Raw genomic sequence first — 16515 nt, forward strand, 5'->3', positions numbered from 1 at the left:
GATGGATCACCTCGACCTTGCCCTGCGTTTCGAATCGCCGAACGAAGCCGGCGAGTTTTCCGGCTATGCCGTGGTCTGGGGCGAACGCAACGGCCACAACGAAATCGTCCAGCGCGGCGCATTCCAGAAGTCTCTTTCGGATCACCGTGCCGCCGGCACCCGTCCCGTCATGCTGTGGTCGCATGACACGAACGCCATTATCGGCGTGTGGACCGAAATCCGTGAGGACGATAAAGGCCTGTTTGTCCGGGGGCAGCTTGTCGTTTCGACGCCGCGCGGACGGGAGGCCTACGATCTCCTGAAGGCCGGCGCTCTCAATGGTCTGTCGATCGGGTTTCGCGCGCCGGTTGGCCGCCGCAGCGCTGATGGCATTCGCATCCTTACCGCCATGGATGTCCGCGAAATTTCGCTTGTGGGCATGCCATCGGCGGGAAGCGCCCGGATCACCTCGGTTCGCAGTTACGGCCGCTCTGCCGAGAGCGCAGCGGCCTTCATCGAAGCATGCCGGAAGGCAAAATGCGCTCTCATCGCGAAAGGGAAATGACATGACCAAGATTGCACTTGCATGCGCGGCGTCGAGCCTGATGGCAGGATGGCCGCTCGAAACACGGGCCGACCCGGACGATACCGATCCGCTGGCCGCAGCCACGGCAGCGGTCGAAGAACTGCGCAGCGGCTTCACCGAACATCAGACCCGCGCCGACGCAACCATTGCCGAGTTGCGCAGCCAGGTCACTGACCTTGAAACCCGGATGAACCGTCCCGGCGGCAACGGCGTGACCCCGCCGGGCGAAATCACGCTGGAGCGTCGTGCCTTTTCCAGCTTCCTGCGCCTTGGCAATGATCGGATGCCGGCCGATGAAGTCCGCGCCCTGATCGTCGGTGACGACACGAAAGGCGGCTATCTCGCACCGGCTGAATTTCAGACGGAAGTCATCAAGGGCATTGTCGAGATTTCCCCGATCCGGCAGGCGGTTCGCGTCGGCTCCACAAGCGCCGGTTCCGTGATCCTGCCGAAGCTCACCGGCCGCCCAACGGCGCAGTGGGTGGGCGAGGATGAGGATCGTCCCGAAACCACCATGACTTACGGTCAGCTCGAAATCCCGATGCACGAACTGGCCTGCTACATCGATGTCAGCCTTCGTCTTCTCGAAGACTCGGCCATCAACATCGACAGCGAAGTGGCAACCGAGCTTTCCCAGGAGTTCGCTCTCAAGGAAGGTTCGGCCTTTTCGAATGGCGACGGTGCGAAGAAGCCGCTCGGTATCCAGCGCACGGCCGGCGTGACGGAAGTCGTCAACGGCCATGCGACAAACCTCAGCGCCGACAAGCTCGTTGCCTTGATGTATTCGCTTCCGGCTCAGTATCGGAGCAATGCCTCCTGGCTCATGAACAATACCACGCTCGGCGTCATCATGACCCTGAAGGATGGACAGGGGAACTTCCTCTGGCAGCCGTCTTACCAGCAGGGCCAGCCTTCGACGCTGCTTGGCCGTCCGATTATCGAAGACCCGAGCATGCCGGATATCACAAACGGTGCCTATCCGATCTGGTTTGGCGAATTCGCCAAGGTCTACCGGATCTATGATCGCATCGGCATGTCGATCCTGCGCGACCCCTACACCCAGGCAACGAAGGGCATGGTTCGCTTCCACGCCCGTCGCCGCGTCGGTGGTGGCCCGACGCTGGCAGAAGCCGCTCGCAAACTCAAAATGGCAACCTCGTAAGGAGACCTCACATGCGTGACATCGTTCACAATATCGGCGTTGTGCAGTGCATCGCCCCTGCCGACATCGCCGCATCGACAACGGGCGCACTCGTTGACCTTCTCGGCTTCGACAGCGTCGCGTTCATCATCGCAACCGGCGCCATCACCGGCGCCGGCGCCTTCACCTTCAAACTGCAGGAGTCGGACACCACGCTTGGCGGTGACTTCGATGACGTGGCCGCAGTTCACTACCAAGCGCCGATCGCCGGCAACCTGACGGCAGGCGACACGGCCAAGGTCGGCTATCGCGGCTTCAAGCGCTACCTGCGGCCGATCCTGACCAAGGGCGGCGGCACATCGATCTTCGCCAGCGTCATCGCCATCAAGGGCAATGCTGCCGACAAGCCGGTGGCCTGACATGGGGATGTTGCGGCACGAAACCTGGTCGAAACGGGCGGTGAAGCGTCCACCTAATCGAGGTGAGCATGAGGGCGTGTCTTATGAAGAGGCATCCCGTCGCGCGCTAGCTATCTGCGCAGCTGCGGCTGAAACTGGTCAGACGGTGAATGCGACTGCACATCTCGTCGAACTGACCGCTGTGATGGCCTACCTTAAGCCAAAGGTGGCCTGACAATGCCGGTTCGCGCTCCCTCGGTCTGCGGTTACTGCGGCAAGGCTCACCCGCCGGGCGAGCGTTGCGCGACGGTCAAACGCATGGCGAGGGAGCGCAAGGCCCGCTTCGACGAGAAGCGTCCCGCCGCCGCCAAGCGCGGTTACGACAAGGAATGGGCGCGGGAGGCGAGTGCCTTTCTTGCCCTGCCGGAAAACGAACTGTGCCGATGCGGAGCGAGGGCTTGCGTCGTCATGCACGTCAAGAGCATCCGCGCCCGGCCGGATCTTCGCATGGTGAAATCCAACTGGCGACCAGGGTGCCAGCGTTGCAACGCAATCGACGCCGCACAGGAGCGGCAGGAAAGGAAACTCTAATGCCTATCCACACAACAGCCGGCAGCAAGCTCTACATCGGGCCTGTCCTCGCGGCAAAAAATACAGATTTCGTAGCCGCCGATTTCTCGGCAATCTTGGACGATTTCGAGGAAATCACCTCCATGGAAAGCATGGGTCAGCTGGGCGATACGTCGCGAGCGGTACCGATCGAACTGATTGACCAGGCCCGCGACAAAACACTGAAAGGAACGCGGTCTGCCGGAAACATGGAAATCGTTTGCGCCCAGGATGCTGCCGATCCCGGTCAAATCAACATGATTGCCGCTGAGCGCACGCCGTTCGATTACGCCTTCAAGGTCGAACTCAACGACAAGCCGGCAGCAGGAAGCGCACCGAAGAACAGTGTTCGCTTTTTCATCGGCAAGGTAATGAGCCAACAGGAAGTCTACGAGGGCGCCAACAGCGTTCGCAAAACAAACTTCATCATCGCAGTCAACAGCAACATCGTTCGCGTCGCAGCGTCGGCAAGCTGAGGCCACCAGGATGCATTTCACCACGGCAGGTTCACGGTTCTCGATAGGCACGGAGCGCTTCCCCTCGGTCTTCATGACCGACGACTGGATGCTCGATGAGGATGCCTTTACCGACGAACCGTGGACCGTCGTCGGGGGGATGGTTAGCCTTGGTCGTATTGGAGGGAATTGGCGGACGGATGAGTTCGATCATCCGATGGGCGGGCGTCCGAACGAACCTGCCGTTTCCATCGTCGAGAAGATGGTGCGGCCTGCGAAAACCCTACAGATCGCCATAGCCTTGAACGAGACCGATCCCGGTCAGCTGGCGATGATCGCGGCTGAGGGATCAGTCAATCCCTTCCCCTTCCGCATTGATTTGTCGAGCGGCGGCACCCGGTTGTTCCTGGCTCTGGTCGTGGGAATGGAAGACGGAATGGATGAGGCGAACGCATCGCTTGGCCTGACCTTCTCCCTCATCCTGCGATCCAACCTTGTCCGCGTCATAGAGGAAATTCCGTGACCATCATCGATATTCCCCGCGCCAAAGCCCAGCTGAACATCCTCGACGATCAGGACGATGTATTGATCGGGCGCAAGATCGCGGCGGCCGAGAGCTTTATCAACCGCCGCCTAGGCTTCGACATGGCCGTCAAGTATGGCGACAGCGATGTCCCGGCCGATCTTCAGGAAGCGATCCTGCAGTTGGTGGCGCACTGGTACGAAAACCGGGAGGCGGTGCTGATCGGCATATCCTCTCAAGCCCTGCCGAGCGGTCTTGACGATATCATCCGGGATTACCGGAACTGGAGTTTCGATGTCGAATGATGGCGGCCTTTCCCGTTTTCAAAAGCGCATGCGGGCAATTCCGCTTGCGGTTCGCGAAGCTGTCCAGCCGGCGCTGATAAAGTCGGCCGAGGAGACGGCCACCGTCATGCGCTCGCTTGCACCGGAGGACACCGGAGCCCTGAAAGACAGCATAGAAGTCACGGCACCCGGTCAATCAACACCTGATTATTCGCAACCGGGAGGGAGCCGCGTTGCGGGGGAACTCGAAGCCTTGGTCACCGTGGGGAACCACACGGTGCGATATCCGCACCTGGTCGAATACGGATCAAAGAAGGCGCCGGCCCAACCTTTCTTCTGGCCTGGGTTTCGTCTCAACCGGAAGCGCGCCGCGAACCGGATCAAGCGCGCGATCGGCAAGGCCGTGCGCGATCAATGGGGAAAACGATGAGCGTTGAAGTCGCCGTACAGATCGCGTTGCGAACCCGCTTCACCTCGACCCCTTCGGTTCTGGCGCTTGTGCCGGCCGATCACATTCTCGACCGCAACGCACGGCCTGCGCCCGATCCATCCATTATCCTGGGAGAGGACCAGACGCTCGATGATGGTGCCTCTACGGCCCGCGACCGGCACCACGTCTATTCGACACTCCACATCTGGAAACGTGAGACCTCGACGACTGGCGCAAAGGCCATTGCATGGGCGCTGCGCACTGCAATCCGGACCGGTCGGCTCAATCTCGGCGCGTCGTTCCACTGCGCGGACTGCCGGATTTCCTCGCAGCGGTTTTTGCGCGATCCAGATGGCGAAACCAGCCATGGCGTGGTGACCATCGAAACGATCGTTCAGGAGGTCGCATGAGAGCCGGACGCATGGATCGCACAATAACCGTACAACGATCTGCCGAGAGCGTCGATGCGGCCGGTACGCCGTCATTCGTCTGGAGCGATTTGGCGACCGTGCGCGCGGAGATTATCGAAGCCAGCGCGCAGGAGTACATCCGCGCCAGTGGCGAAGGTGACGAAACCGTCGCGATCTTCCGGACCCGGTATATCGATGGCGTCACCAACGCCGACCGCGTCCAGTTCGATGGTCTTTTGCACAATATCCGGCAGGTCACCGAAATCAGGCGCCGCAAGGGACTTGAGCTGCGCACAACCGCATGGGTGACGGAATGAGCACCCAAGGGCGAAAAGCAGAACTGAAGGTCATAGAGGGCGGGAAGACCGAGGTATCCCCGGTCCCGGCTCATATCCCGGCCGACATGCATCAGGAGTGGCTGACGGTTTGCGAGGACCTACGCGGCCGGCAGATGTTGACCGACGCGATGGGCGGCACGATCGACGCCTATGTCATGGCGCTCTGGAACTCGCGCAAGGCACAGGAGGCGCTCGACAAGCATGGCCCTCTGATCGACGGCGGCAAGGGCATTCTCAAGGTCAATCCGGCGTCCAGCATGCTGGGAAAGGCGCAATCGGCGGTGCTTCGCCTGTCTGCGGAACTCGGCCTCACGCCGGCGTCGCGATCGCGGCCGAAGATGAGATCGAACGATCACGCGCCTGATCAAAGGACATTGTTTGATGACCTCATGGATATTTGACGATAGTCCTATCGACGACCCCTTTGGCTACGGCCAGAGGGCGGTAAACTTTTTGCGGATGTTGAAGCATCCAAAATCGACCCGTCCCAAACTCGCATTCGATCTTTCGCCGTGGCAGGAACGCATTGTACGTGCCATCTATGGCCCGCGCCATCCGGACGGCCGGCGTATCATCCGCACCGTCGCGATGCTGCTCCCACGCGGCAATCGAAAAACCTCACTCGGCGCTGCCCTGGCGCTGTTGCACACTATCGGCCCGGAAAGCATTCCGTATGGCGAGTGCATGGTTGCGGCGGCCGACCGGTCGCAGGCCCGTATTGCCTATGCTGAGGCCTATTCGATCATTGAAGCGGAGGCTCGCTTCGATAAAAAACTTCGGCTCACAGATTCTAAGAACCGTATCGAAAATCCGAAGAAGGGTTCCTTCTTCGAGGCGATCTCAGCGGATGCGCGAACCGCTCACGGTCACACGCCGGTCTTCGCTTTGGTCGATGAATTGCACGCCTGGCCCAAGCGCGACCTTTGGGAAGCCATCAAAAGCGGGCTCGCCAAAGTCCCGAACTCTTTGATGATGGTGATCAGTACGGCTGGACGGGGGCAGGAAAACCTAGCATTCGAATTCTACGACTATGCCCGCAAAGTCGCGCGTGGCGAAGTCATCGATCCAACCTGGCTACCAGTGCTGTTCGAAACGCCGCGTGATGCCGACTGGCAGGATGAGGCCGTCTGGTATGCCGCCAATCCCGGTCTTGCTTACGGTTATCCCGATATCGACGGCTTGCGCCAGCTGGCGCGGGAAGCGGCCGAGATCCCGGCCGATCGCTCGGCATTCCAACAACTCAATCTCAACATGTGGCTGGACGGCTCGGCCGATCCCTTTGTCGATATGATGGTCTACGACGAAGGAAACTTTCCCGTCGATCTTGAGAGGCTGGAGGGCGAACCATGCTGGCTTGGCGTCGATCTGTCCTCGACAACCGACCTGACATGTGTGGTTGCCGCCTGGCGCAACGGTGCAGACGGCTTCATCGTTTATCCTTGGTTTTTCTGCCCGGAAGAAAAACTGCGCGAACGCGGCGAGCGCGACAAAGTCTCTTATCCGTTGTGGGCCGAACAGGAATTCATCATTCCGACGCCCGGAAATGTCGTCGATTTTCGCTATGTCGAGGATTATATCCGCGAAATCTGCGCGCGCTTCAATGTGCGGGAAATCGCCTTCGATCCGCACCTTGCCCGCAATACGCTCAATATGCTTCTCGAGGAGGGATTGCCCGCCGTCGAGATGCGCCAAGGCTGGGTCACCATGGCGCCGGCCGTCAAGGAATTAGAGCGGGCCATTGTCGGCCGACGCTTCATTCACGGTGGCCACCCCATCCTGCGCTGGAACTTCGAAAACATCGTCGTGGACACCGACAAGGCCGGCAACAAGAGTTTTCACAAAGGCAAGAGCCGGGAAAAAATCGACGGCGCGGTAGCGGCCGCCATGGCGGTAGCGCGTTGCGCAGCCGGCGACAGCGGCGTTTCCTGGTACGAGACATGCAGCGACAACTATGAGGAGTGGGCCTATGCCTGACGATACCGAACGCCTGGTCGTGGCCCTCGAAGCGAGGATCCGCGACTTCGAAAAAAACTTCCAGAAGGCCGAGCGGACGGGCACGCGGACCTATCAGCAGCTCAATGCCGGTTCTTCCCGCGCGACGCGGCAGATGGAAGCCGACATGGTGCGATCGACCAACCGCATCAACCAGGCGCTGGCGACGACATCGACCAGAATCGGTTCCTTTGGAAAGGCGTTTGCGGGAGGCTTTGTCGGATCGCTGACCGGGCTCGGCCTTGCCGGTATCGTCAGCGGTCTCGGCAGGGTAGCGCAGAGCGTGGCCGAGATCGGAGACCAGGCGAAGATTGCAGGCGTCAACATCAAGGCGTTTCAAGAACTGAAATATGTGGCCGAGCAAAACCGGATCGGCGTGGACGCGCTCACCGATGGTCTGAAGGAATTAAACCTGCGCGCCGACGAATTCATTTCGACCGGTCAGGGCTCCGCTGCGGAGGCGTTTCGTCGGCTGGGCTATAACGCCGAGACCCTAAAGGAAAAGCTGAAGGAACCCGACAAACTCTTTCTCGAAATCATCGGCAAGCTGGAAAAGTTCGACAAGGCCGCGCAGATCAGGATTTCCGACGAACTGTTCGGTGGGACCGGTGGCGAACAGTTCGTCAAGCTGCTCGATCTCGGCCTTGAGCGTATCCGCGCGCAAATCAAGGCGGCCAACGAGTTCGGCAACGTCATGGACGAGCAGCTGATCAAACAGGCCGAGGAAGTCGATCGGAAGTTTCACACCCTGGCCACCACGGTCGGCACCAACCTGAAGGGCGCGATCGTGCAGGCGGCCGAGCAGTTGGGCCTCTTTCTCGACTTGTTGAACGATGTTGATCAGCGGTCACGATCGACGATCGAAACGCAGCTGCAGGACAAAAAGAACCTCCTGGCGAAAACCGAGCGTTCGGACATGGCGAGGTTTGTCGTCGATGGCGCGCATGGCGAAGGTATCGCCAATCTGAAAAAGGAAATTGCCGATCTCGAAGCCGAGTTGATGCGGCGAACGAAGGAAAGCTTGCGCGGCAGACTTCTGCAGCAGGCGGAGGACATGAAGGGCCAGATCGTTCCCAAAGGCGGGCGCCTGCCGCCTACAGCAACGCCCGGCGCATCGTCCTCGACCAGGACCGGTGAGACCAACCTGCGCAACTATCTGGCTCCCGGCCGAGCTTCCAGTCACGTAGACGGCTTGGCCTCATCGTTCGAAAGCAAGCTGGAGAAGATGATTGAAAGCCTGCCGGAAAACCTCAAAGGACAGATCACCATCAATAGCGGCTTCCGATCCGTTGAACGGCAGCAGCAGCTCTGGCAGCAGGCGCTTGAAAAATACGGCTCGGTGGCAGAGGCGCGCAAGTGGGTGGCGCCTCCCGGCAACAGCCAACACAACAAGGGCAATGCCGCCGATCTCGGCTGGGGCTCGACCGATGCCCGGGAGTGGGCTCACAAGAATGCCGGACAGTTCGGCCTATCGTTCCCGATGGGACATGAGCCTTGGCATGTCGAGGACGCCGACGCGCGCAGCGGTGTCATGGCTGACAAGACACAGGATCTTGAGGATCGCGGACAAGCCTATGACGATATCATCGCCAAGGCGCGGGAGTTCATTGCGGAACAGGGCCTGGAAGGGCAAGTGCTCGGCATGACCGAAAAGGCGGCGGCCCGCCTGCGATACGAACAGCAGATGCTCAATGACGCCCGTCAAGCCGGCATCGACCTGTCGCCGACGCAAGTTGAAGCCATGAAAGCGCTTGCCGCCGAAATGGCGAATGCCGAGGACGCAACGAAGCGGTTGAAGATCAGCCAGGAGGAGTTGAAGGCCAGCGCGGAGGAATTCGGCGCGCAGGCGAAGGATGTGATCGGCGGCTTTATCTCCGACCTCCGGCGCGGGGAAGATGCGTCCGACGCCCTGAAAAACGCGCTCTCACGCATCGGCGATATGGCGATCGACGGGCTTCTCAATCAAATCTTCGGCGGCGGCAACGTTCAGGGCGGCGGGATATTCGGCAGCATCTTTTCCAGCTTCATGGGCGGTATCGGCACGAATGCCAAGGGAACCGACAACTGGCGCGGCGGACCGACATGGGTGGGCGAGGAAGGGCCGGAGATCATCAACGCGCCTCGAGGCGCGCAGATCATTCCGGCGCATCGCACGCAGGCCGCCCTTGCCGGAAATTCCTATGTCGATCGGCGCAATATTCGCGGCGGCGACGTGATCGTGCAGGGCGACGCCTCGGAACGCACGGTCCATCTGATCAGCCAGGCCATCACCGAAAACAACCGAAAACTTTCCTATGCACAAGAGAACTCCTGGAGACGGTAGGGACAACAGATGACACGATTGATCAAGCAACTCTCGGCCGAGCTGGCCCGCAACCTTGCCGAGGGCGGCAAGCCGAGGATACCGGCAGGCGGCGACCTGATCTGGAAATGGTTTCTCGACCTCAATGGCGGGCGAGACATGCACGCGGCCGGTGCGAACCCGATCCGGTATTCCGAGATCGAGGCCTATGCGCGCCTCCACCGTCTGCCGCTCCGAAGCGACCACATCGCCGCACTGCGGGCCATGGACGCCGTATATTTTCAGCACCTACGGAGCTTGCGGCCGACGGATGGCATCAAAAGACTGCCGGCACGTTCCAGCGCGCCGATGACGGGCGAGCTGTTCGACGCAATGTTCGGGTGAAACGATGGGATACTGGTCAGGTTACGACGATTACCGCCACGGGCCGACGAAGAAAATCAGTCTGGCGCAGGTGTTCAAGGGCGCGCCGCGAAAGCGCCTGGTGGCGGATATCGTCAATATGGTGCGTGACTATCGGCGAACGCCTTACGAGCACGAGGGCTCCATACAGGCCGGCATCCGCTCAGCGTTATGCCTGGCTGGAGAACGCTGGCCTGTGGCCGACGATGAGGCGCGCGGTCTTTTGGCAGCGGCATTCAAGAAAACTGGCGTCAAGCGACCCGGCTGGTGGGAAGGTCAGGCTGAATACACGGCTCCCCGCGAGGTTTGTCACTGGTGTTTCATTGAGCTTCCGGAAGACCTTAGACGCAGCGGGAAAAGGTCAGCCTATTGTTCAATGGAGTGTGTCAACCGGGCAATCGCAAAGCGGGTGGAAGGACCCAAAGGCCAGGGCGATCCGGTTTACAAGGCCTGTCATGCGGCGATCAGCCGGCTTCGCGCAAAGCCCAGAGACTGCGAGCATTGCAAAAAACCTTTCCGTTCCGACCGTAGCTACCAGCGGCTTTGTTCCAAAGCCTGCCGGGACGCCGCAAGGACCACTGTCGAAGAGCGTTGTTGTGAGCATTGTAGCACGGTGTTTCGCCCACATGTGTCGAAGAAAAGCGAAGATGCCGGCGCGGGAAAATTCTGCAGCTCGGCTTGCAGATGGGCGTACGAGCGCAAAAACCCGCCAACCTATGAATGCGCCTGCGTTTTATGTTCCACGCCATTCACCGGTGAACGGAAAAACGCAATATACTGCTCCAATCGATGCTTGCAGATGTTCACACGGATGCGCCAGGGTGAGTGGCCGAAGAGGATGAACACGCCGCTGTTCGATTACTATTTCATCACCTTGGCAAAACGGCAGGAACCGACGCCGCTAACTACCGAGATTTTTGATAGCTGGTTTCAGGATGCGGCGTGAACGTAAGATTGCTTACTTCCAACGGCCTTTAGGTTTAATTGGTGTTGCCATGTCTTCATCTTCAGGCCCTATATTTTCTTGCAATTTGTTCCGCTGATCCTCATCGAAGGCATCTTGCTCGATTTCGTCAGGGGTTGGCGGCCTATCATGTCTTGTTAAATGATTGCCAGCTTTTGCAATCGCATTAACATAGGCAGTTGTGTTTAACCGGGCGAAATCATCTCTCAAAGCTTTGATCTCATTCAGAATATCAAAATCCGTCGCTGCATCAAAAGACAGCCTCAATCGCGCGATCATTTCGGCAGATATCGTTCTGTCGTTATTGTGCGCCGCTTCCTCTAACTGCTTTTTCAAGTCAGCCGGAAGGCGCATTTTAAATTGAGGATCAGTTTGTTTCGCGGGCATGTGTACACGTATGGACCAAATATGTCCTTGACGAAAGGGACATTTTAGGTCCACATGGACACATTAGGTCCATTTTATCTAGGAGGGTTAATTTTCAATGGAAGCTGAGCTGAAGACAGATCGTGTCGCCGTCAAATTTGAGACCAGTCTAATAAACCGCATTGACGATTTTGGGTTTGGCAACAGAATTCGAAGCCGAGCGAAGACGATAAGAGAATTGATTTTGATAGGCCTAGAACACGCGGAAAAAGAAAAAGGCAACGATGTCACGGCCTGATAAACCGACATCGTTGCCTTTCGGATCAATCTATCACAAGGGACAAACTGAAATGCACGTGCACTTTAAACCGAAAGAACCGGATTTTGCAACAGCGCCGAACAGGGAATTTGAACTCGCAAGCCAGGTCAATGACCTGGTGGTATTGCTCGGCACAGTCGAGTTGGCACTGACTGCGCCGACGCTGGTTGACGCGTCTCGGCTCTTCGATGCCGGAATAGAGTTTGTTGGTTACGCAGTGCGCGAAATTCGCAAGCGCATGCAAGATCTAGGAGAGTCTTTAGACGGTCCGTTCAACGAAAAGTCCCGTCTCGAAGTGAGGGGCGTCGGGCTTCGTTATCAGATTTACCGCGATGCGCGGGATGAATGGCTGGCCTGCGGCGTGAACGGCAACTGGCCGGAAAACCATCCATCCAGCGATAGGTTCAACGACGAAACCGACCGGTTTACGGCCTATCCCTGCGAGACACTGGCAGGCGCGCAACTGAAAATTCGGTTGTTGCGTGACGATAAGGATCTGTTTGATAATGTTATGCTCGGAGGTGACGAGCATACCTTCCGCAAACTCCTGTCCTCCATTGCTGGCCCAAGCGCCGAACCGCACGAAGTAGGGGAGCAGGGATGAATATTCACAGTCCATCGGCTGCGAGATCGACTATAGATGAGTTGCGAGACACTGCTTCGCTCATTCAGGCGGCGACAGAGAGATGTGACCGGTTGCGATCTCATCTGAGCGGCACGCATGCGACGGCGTGTACACGCCTTGCGGCAAGCTTACGGGAGGCGCTCTCCCACTCTTCCGCTCTATCTAACATCCTCAACTCTCCCTGCGGGTCGCTGTCGGATAGAAAATCACGCAGGCGCATTTTGCAGACAAGGGACATTGCTGAAGCGCTCGGGTGCAGTCAAGAAACCGTAAGAAGGCGTTACCGTGAGGGGAAGTTGCGCGGCGCGTACAAGCTTGGTGGGGAGACATCTCCGATCCGCATGCACTTCCGAGATCTGATTTCACTGGTAACTTCCATGCGTGGCGGAGTGAAGTGATGGCAAGGCTCGTACCGTTCAAACAAGCTGACGTCTCACGTGCAGTAAAAGGAGCTATCAGCGGTGGCATGATGATTGGTCGTGTTGAAATCGATCCGGCTACCGGCCGGATTGTCCTCTCAGCGCAGACGGACAAAGCACAGGCTGAAAACCCGCTCGATAGCTGGCTGAAATCTCATGCGAGTTAGACTGAAAGGTATCAACAAGGTCAACGCGCGGCTGGCAGACGGCAGCCGAGCTGTCTATTTTTATGCTTGGAAGGGTGGGCCTCGTTTGCCCGGAAAACCGGGTGATCCTGAATTCATTGCGGCTTACAATGCAGCGGTCGCGACTAAGGTGCGGCCGCCCTCCGGCTCGCTGATATCGATCCTGATGGCATTTCAAGACAGCAGCGATTGGCATGATCTCGCACGCCGCACGCGGAGTGACTATGTCAAGCTGATTAAAATTATCGAAAAAAAATTTGGCGACTTTCCGCTATCGGCACTTTCCGACAGGCGGACACGCGGAATCTTTATGGCTTGGCGTGATGAGCGCGCGAAAGCATCGCGCCGGCAGGCGGATTATGGTTGGCAGGTCCTGGCTCGCATACTTTCATGGGCTCATGGCAGAGGTCTAGTTGTCGCAAACCCATGCGAAAAGGGAGGGAGATTGTATCGCGGTTCGCGTGCGGCGAACGTTTGGACGGACGATGACGAGGCTAATTTTTTAGCCTCTGCGCCTTATCACCTACACCTGCCATTAATTTTGGCATTGTGGACCGGTCAGCGTCAAGGTGATCTGTTGGCCCTTGCATGGACGCAGTATGATGGTGAAGTCATCCGGCTTCAACAGAGCAAGACTGGCATTCGCGTGGTCATCCCGGTTGGGGCACCGTTAAAAGCAATGATGGAGCCTCTACGGAAGCGGGAGGGAACTGTATTACTGAACAGTGAAGGCCAGACATGGACAGCTGATGGTTTTAGATCGTCATGGCGGAAAGCATGTATCTCGGCTGGGGTTGTCGGCGTGACATTCAACGATCTTCGAGGAACTGCGGTGACGCGGCTTGCGCTTTGCGAGTGTACCGAGGCTGAAATCGCTACCATAACCGGTCATAGCCTGCGTGATGTGCGATCAATCCTTGATGCGCACTACCTTCACCGTGATCCACAGCTAGGCAAAAACGCGATCCGAAAGCTCGAAACGAGAACAAAATTTCCCAAATGACCGCCCAAATGTCACTCAATGTTCTGAAACACATGTGCAATTTATGCAGCAAAAACAACTGGCTGGGGAACCTGGATTCGAACCAGGACTAACGGAGTCAGAGTCCGTGGGTCTACCGTTAACCTATTCCCCAAGCGGCAGACGATTTTGTCATCCGGCTGGTGAGGCGGGCTTATAAACAAAAGATTGGCGGATGCAAATAGGCTTTGTCAGAAAAAGTATGGTTTGGGAGGGAAAATCGCTGGCAGCATCTGCCCCCTGGAGAAGGGTGCCACCGGTGGGCGCAAAAAGAATTTGGCGAAAGGCGAGCACGCTGGTAAAGTCGCGCCAACGAAAATCAAGAGAGCGCCTCGAGCGGCTATCGTTCCGCGCGGCGCAATGGACAGACACGTGAGAGACCCCGACAGCGGCGAACAGCCGATCGTTTCCGGGGCGTCGGCAGCAGGCCGCAACGATGGGCAGACGCAGTCCCGTTCCGGCAAAGGCAAGCGCAAGCGGGGAAAACCGTCGCGCATGGCACCTGCGAATGCCAGTTCCTCCGCGCAAGCTGGAGAAACAGGGCGTCCCGAAGGATTAAACGCGACCGTGGAACCGGTGCGCAAACGCAAGCGCAGGCGCCGGTCCAAATCTGGCCAGTCTGGTCAGTCGGTCGTCAGTGCGGTTGTATCTGTCATTTCATCAGGGCCGCCGGCGGCTGGCGCCAAGGCAGATCATCCTAGCCAGAAGCGTGCCAAGAAGCACCGGCAGCGGCGTAGCCTTCAGGGACGGCCGCTGGTGGTTGCCGATGCGCCTCGTCCAGCCGCTGTTGCAAGCGTGTCGTCACAGGGCGCCGGATTTGCGTCCAAGGCTGACGACCGCGTCTTGCAGAAGAGGCCGGAACCTCAAAGACATTCGCATGATCGGCCCAGGCAAGAGCATTTCGCTTCGCATGGAAATGATTCGGCCGTTCCCCTCTACGCGGCGCTCGATCTCGGCACGAACAACTGCCGCCTTCTGATTGCGCAGCCGACGCGTCCGGGCCAGTTCCGCGTGGTCGACGCCTTCTCGAGGATCGTCAGGCTCGGCGAGGGGCTTGGCGCGTCCGGGCGGCTGTCACAGGACGCGATGGACAGGTCGATCGAGGCCCTGAAGGTCTGTGCCGCCAAGCTGAAGACGCGCGACATTCGGCGAAGCCGGTTGATCGCGACGGAAGCGGCCCGTGCGGCCGAAAATGGCCCGGTCTTTCTCGAACGGGTTGTTGCCGAGACCGGGCTCGATCTGGAAATCATCAGCCGCGAGACCGAGGCGCAGCTTGCCGTGTCGGGATGTTCGTCGCTCGTCGGGCGAGAGACCAGGTCGGTGGTGCTCTTCGATATCGGCGGCGGCTCCTCGGAGATCGCCGTTATCAAGATCGGCGAAAACCGCTCCAGCCGGCTTGCCAATCACATAACCCATTGGACCTCCCTGCCTGTCGGCGTCGTCACCCTGTCGGAGCGGCACGGCGGCCGCGACGTATCGCCTGAAAGCTTCGAGGCGATGGTCGTCGAGGTGCAGGGCATGCTGTCCAAATTCGACAGCCCGGACATCCACGCGCTCGACAATCCCGGCGACGAAAACGGCTTTCACCTGATCGGAACATCAGGCACGGTGACGACGCTGGCCGGCGTGCATCTGGATCTTCCGCGTTACGATCGCCGCAAGGTCGATGGCCTATGGCTTTCGGACGATGAAGTTTCCGCCATGCAGGCCCGTCTCCTGTCCTGGGATTTCACAGCCCGCGCGGCCAATCCCTGCATCGGGCCCGATCGCGCCGACCTGGTGCTGGCGGGCTGCGCCATTTTGGAGGCGATCCGCCGCCGCTGGCCGTCGGCGCGCATGCGGGTTGCCGATCGCGGGCTGCGCGAGGGGTTGTTGACGGATATGATGGCCGATGACGGCGTCTGGCGCCGCGGCAGGCCGCGCCGGCCGGGGCGTGGACCCCATGGCTCCCATGAAGGAAATGCGCAATGACCAAACCCCCGATCGGCGGCAATCGCACCGGACGAAAACTGGGACAGAAGGTCAAGAAGGGCAAGCTGAAGGCGTCGTCCCGACGCTGGATCGAACGCCATATCAACGACCCCTATGTCCAGCGCGCCCAACTCGAAGGCTATCGCGCCCGCGCCGCATTCAAGCTTCTGGAAATCGACGAGAAACACAAGATTCTCACCGGCGCCCGTCGCATCATCGATCTGGGAGCGGCCCCGGGGAGTTGGTCGCAGATTGCCGCGAAAGTCACCGATTCGACGGATGCCGAGCCGAAAGTCGTCGCCATCGATTTTCTCGAACTCGATCCGCTGCCCGGCGTGCATATCCTGCAACTGGACTTTCTCGATCCGACAGCACCCGAAAAGCTGATGACGGCTCTGGGAGGTGCGCCGGATCTGGTGCTTTCAGACATGGCCGCGCCCACCACGGGGCATCGTCAGACCGATCATATCCGCACCATGCATCTTTGCGAAGTCGCGGCCTATTTCGCAATCGACGTTCTTGCCGAGGGCGGCCATTTCCTGGCCAAGACCTTCCAGGGCGGTGCCGAACGCGAGTTGCTGACCCTGCTGAAGCAGAATTTCAAGCAGGTCGTTCATGTCAAGCCGGCAGCATCAAGGGCCGAATCGGTCGAGATGTTTTTGCTCGCCAAGGGCTTCAAGGGGCGCAAACCGGGTGCGCCTTCGCTCTATGACCGCGAGACTGAGATCGATGATCGGGAAGTCATCGACGATCGCGACATTGCGGGCGCGGAGTAGAGCACGGTCTCCCGTTAACA

22 protein-coding genes and 1 tRNA gene are annotated in these 16515 nt (G+C 59.0%); 21 read left to right on the forward strand and 2 right to left on the reverse strand.

What is annotated here, in order from left to right; all coding sequences use genetic code 11:
- The first annotated feature begins 1 nt into the window (after position 1).
- The 15 genes from PY308_RS05595 to PY308_RS05665 all read left to right on the forward strand — a co-directional run bounded on the left by PY308_RS05595 (position 2) and on the right by PY308_RS05665 (position 10795).
- Positions 2–544: an HK97 family phage prohead protease gene (locus PY308_RS05595; protein ID WP_275789098.1), complete on the forward strand. Its 543-nt coding sequence runs from the start codon at positions 2–4 to the stop codon at positions 542–544.
- 1 nt (position 545) lies between these two features.
- The gene (locus PY308_RS05600; RefSeq protein ID WP_275789100.1) at positions 546–1727 is read left to right on the forward strand and encodes a phage major capsid protein; all 1182 of its coding nucleotides are present in this window, start codon (positions 546–548) and stop codon (positions 1725–1727) included.
- 11 nt (positions 1728–1738) lie between these two features.
- On the forward strand, positions 1739–2125 hold the full coding sequence (locus PY308_RS05605) for a hypothetical protein (RefSeq protein ID WP_275789102.1): 387 nt from the start codon (positions 1739–1741) through the stop codon (positions 2123–2125).
- Between the two features lie 216 nt (positions 2126–2341).
- Positions 2342–2695: an endonuclease gene (locus tag PY308_RS05610; RefSeq protein WP_275789103.1), complete on the forward strand. Its 354-nt coding sequence runs from the start codon at positions 2342–2344 to the stop codon at positions 2693–2695.
- Positions 2695–3189 carry a hypothetical protein gene (locus PY308_RS05615; RefSeq protein WP_275789105.1) on the forward strand — a complete coding sequence of 165 codons (495 nt, stop codon included), beginning with the start codon at positions 2695–2697 and terminating at the stop codon, positions 3187–3189. The genes PY308_RS05610 and PY308_RS05615 overlap by 1 nt, the downstream gene beginning before the upstream one ends.
- Positions 3190–3199: 10 nt before the next feature.
- On the forward strand, positions 3200–3691 hold the full coding sequence (locus PY308_RS05620; RefSeq protein ID WP_275789106.1) for a hypothetical protein: 492 nt from the start codon (positions 3200–3202) through the stop codon (positions 3689–3691).
- A complete protein-coding gene (locus tag PY308_RS05625; protein ID WP_275789107.1) occupies positions 3688–3996 on the forward strand; it encodes a head-tail connector protein in 309 nt (102 codons plus the stop codon). Before PY308_RS05620 ends, PY308_RS05625 begins: the two co-directional genes overlap by 4 nt.
- Positions 3986–4405, forward strand: a complete 420-nt coding sequence (locus tag PY308_RS05630) for an HK97-gp10 family putative phage morphogenesis protein (RefSeq protein ID WP_275789109.1) — start codon at positions 3986–3988, stop codon at positions 4403–4405. The genes PY308_RS05625 and PY308_RS05630 overlap by 11 nt, the downstream gene beginning before the upstream one ends.
- Positions 4402–4815, forward strand: coding sequence for a DUF3168 domain-containing protein (locus PY308_RS05635; RefSeq protein WP_275789110.1), 414 nt, complete (start codon positions 4402–4404; stop codon positions 4813–4815). The genes PY308_RS05630 and PY308_RS05635 overlap by 4 nt, the downstream gene beginning before the upstream one ends.
- An 11-nt stretch (positions 4816–4826) precedes the next feature.
- Positions 4827–5132 (forward strand): phage head closure protein, encoded by a 306-nt coding sequence (locus tag PY308_RS05640; protein WP_275789112.1) that lies wholly within the window; start codon positions 4827–4829, stop codon positions 5130–5132.
- Positions 5129–5554 (forward strand): phage terminase small subunit P27 family, encoded by a 426-nt coding sequence (locus tag PY308_RS05645; RefSeq protein WP_275789113.1) that lies wholly within the window; start codon positions 5129–5131, stop codon positions 5552–5554. The genes PY308_RS05640 and PY308_RS05645 overlap by 4 nt, the downstream gene beginning before the upstream one ends.
- A complete protein-coding gene (locus PY308_RS05650) occupies positions 5535–7127 on the forward strand; it encodes a terminase large subunit (RefSeq protein ID WP_275789114.1) in 1593 nt (530 codons plus the stop codon). Before PY308_RS05645 ends, PY308_RS05650 begins: the two co-directional genes overlap by 20 nt.
- Entirely contained in the window at positions 7120–9468 is a 2349-nt protein-coding gene (locus tag PY308_RS05655) for a D-alanyl-D-alanine carboxypeptidase family protein (protein ID WP_275789115.1), read from the forward strand. The genes PY308_RS05650 and PY308_RS05655 overlap by 8 nt, the downstream gene beginning before the upstream one ends.
- 9 nt (positions 9469–9477) lie before the next feature.
- The gene (locus PY308_RS05660) at positions 9478–9831 is read left to right on the forward strand and encodes a phage tail assembly chaperone (RefSeq protein ID WP_275789116.1); all 354 of its coding nucleotides are present in this window, start codon (positions 9478–9480) and stop codon (positions 9829–9831) included.
- Positions 9832–9835: 4 nt separating this feature from the next.
- Complete coding sequence (locus tag PY308_RS05665; protein ID WP_275789117.1) at positions 9836–10795, forward strand: hypothetical protein; 960 nt, start codon at positions 9836–9838, stop codon at positions 10793–10795.
- Positions 10796–10807: 12 nt separating this feature from the next.
- Here the strand turns inward: PY308_RS05665 and PY308_RS05670 are convergent, their stop codons facing one another.
- Positions 10808–11200, reverse strand: coding sequence for an Arc family DNA-binding protein (locus PY308_RS05670; RefSeq protein ID WP_275789119.1), 393 nt, complete (start codon positions 11198–11200; stop codon positions 10808–10810).
- Between the two features lie 97 nt (positions 11201–11297).
- Here PY308_RS05670 and PY308_RS05675 point away from each other — a divergent pair, with 97 nt between their 5' ends.
- From PY308_RS05675 to PY308_RS05690, 4 genes are all read left to right on the forward strand, one after another.
- Positions 11298–11477, forward strand: coding sequence for a hypothetical protein (locus PY308_RS05675; RefSeq protein ID WP_275789120.1), 180 nt, complete (start codon positions 11298–11300; stop codon positions 11475–11477).
- Positions 11464–12102: a hypothetical protein gene (locus PY308_RS05680; RefSeq protein ID WP_275789122.1), complete on the forward strand. Its 639-nt coding sequence runs from the start codon at positions 11464–11466 to the stop codon at positions 12100–12102. Before PY308_RS05675 ends, PY308_RS05680 begins: the two co-directional genes overlap by 14 nt.
- Positions 12103–12520: 418 nt before the next feature.
- On the forward strand, positions 12521–12709 hold the full coding sequence (locus PY308_RS05685; RefSeq protein ID WP_275789124.1) for a hypothetical protein: 189 nt from the start codon (positions 12521–12523) through the stop codon (positions 12707–12709).
- Complete coding sequence (locus PY308_RS05690) at positions 12699–13730, forward strand: tyrosine-type recombinase/integrase (protein ID WP_275789126.1); 1032 nt, start codon at positions 12699–12701, stop codon at positions 13728–13730. The genes PY308_RS05685 and PY308_RS05690 overlap by 11 nt, the downstream gene beginning before the upstream one ends.
- A 59-nt stretch (positions 13731–13789) precedes the next feature.
- On the opposite strand, the gene PY308_RS05695 is transcribed toward PY308_RS05690, so the two are convergent.
- Positions 13790–13863, reverse strand: a tRNA-Gln gene (locus tag PY308_RS05695).
- 257 nt (positions 13864–14120) lie between these two features.
- Between PY308_RS05695 and PY308_RS05700 the strand changes: the two genes are divergently transcribed.
- Complete coding sequence (locus PY308_RS05700; protein ID WP_275789128.1) at positions 14121–15719, forward strand: Ppx/GppA phosphatase family protein; 1599 nt, start codon at positions 14121–14123, stop codon at positions 15717–15719.
- Positions 15716–16495, forward strand: coding sequence for an RlmE family RNA methyltransferase (locus PY308_RS05705; RefSeq protein WP_275789130.1), 780 nt, complete (start codon positions 15716–15718; stop codon positions 16493–16495). The genes PY308_RS05700 and PY308_RS05705 overlap by 4 nt, the downstream gene beginning before the upstream one ends.
- The last annotated feature ends 20 nt before the right edge of the window (positions 16496–16515 follow it).

The organism is Pararhizobium gei (assembly GCF_029223885.1).
Taxonomy (GTDB): domain Bacteria; phylum Pseudomonadota; class Alphaproteobacteria; order Rhizobiales; family Rhizobiaceae; genus Pararhizobium; species Pararhizobium gei.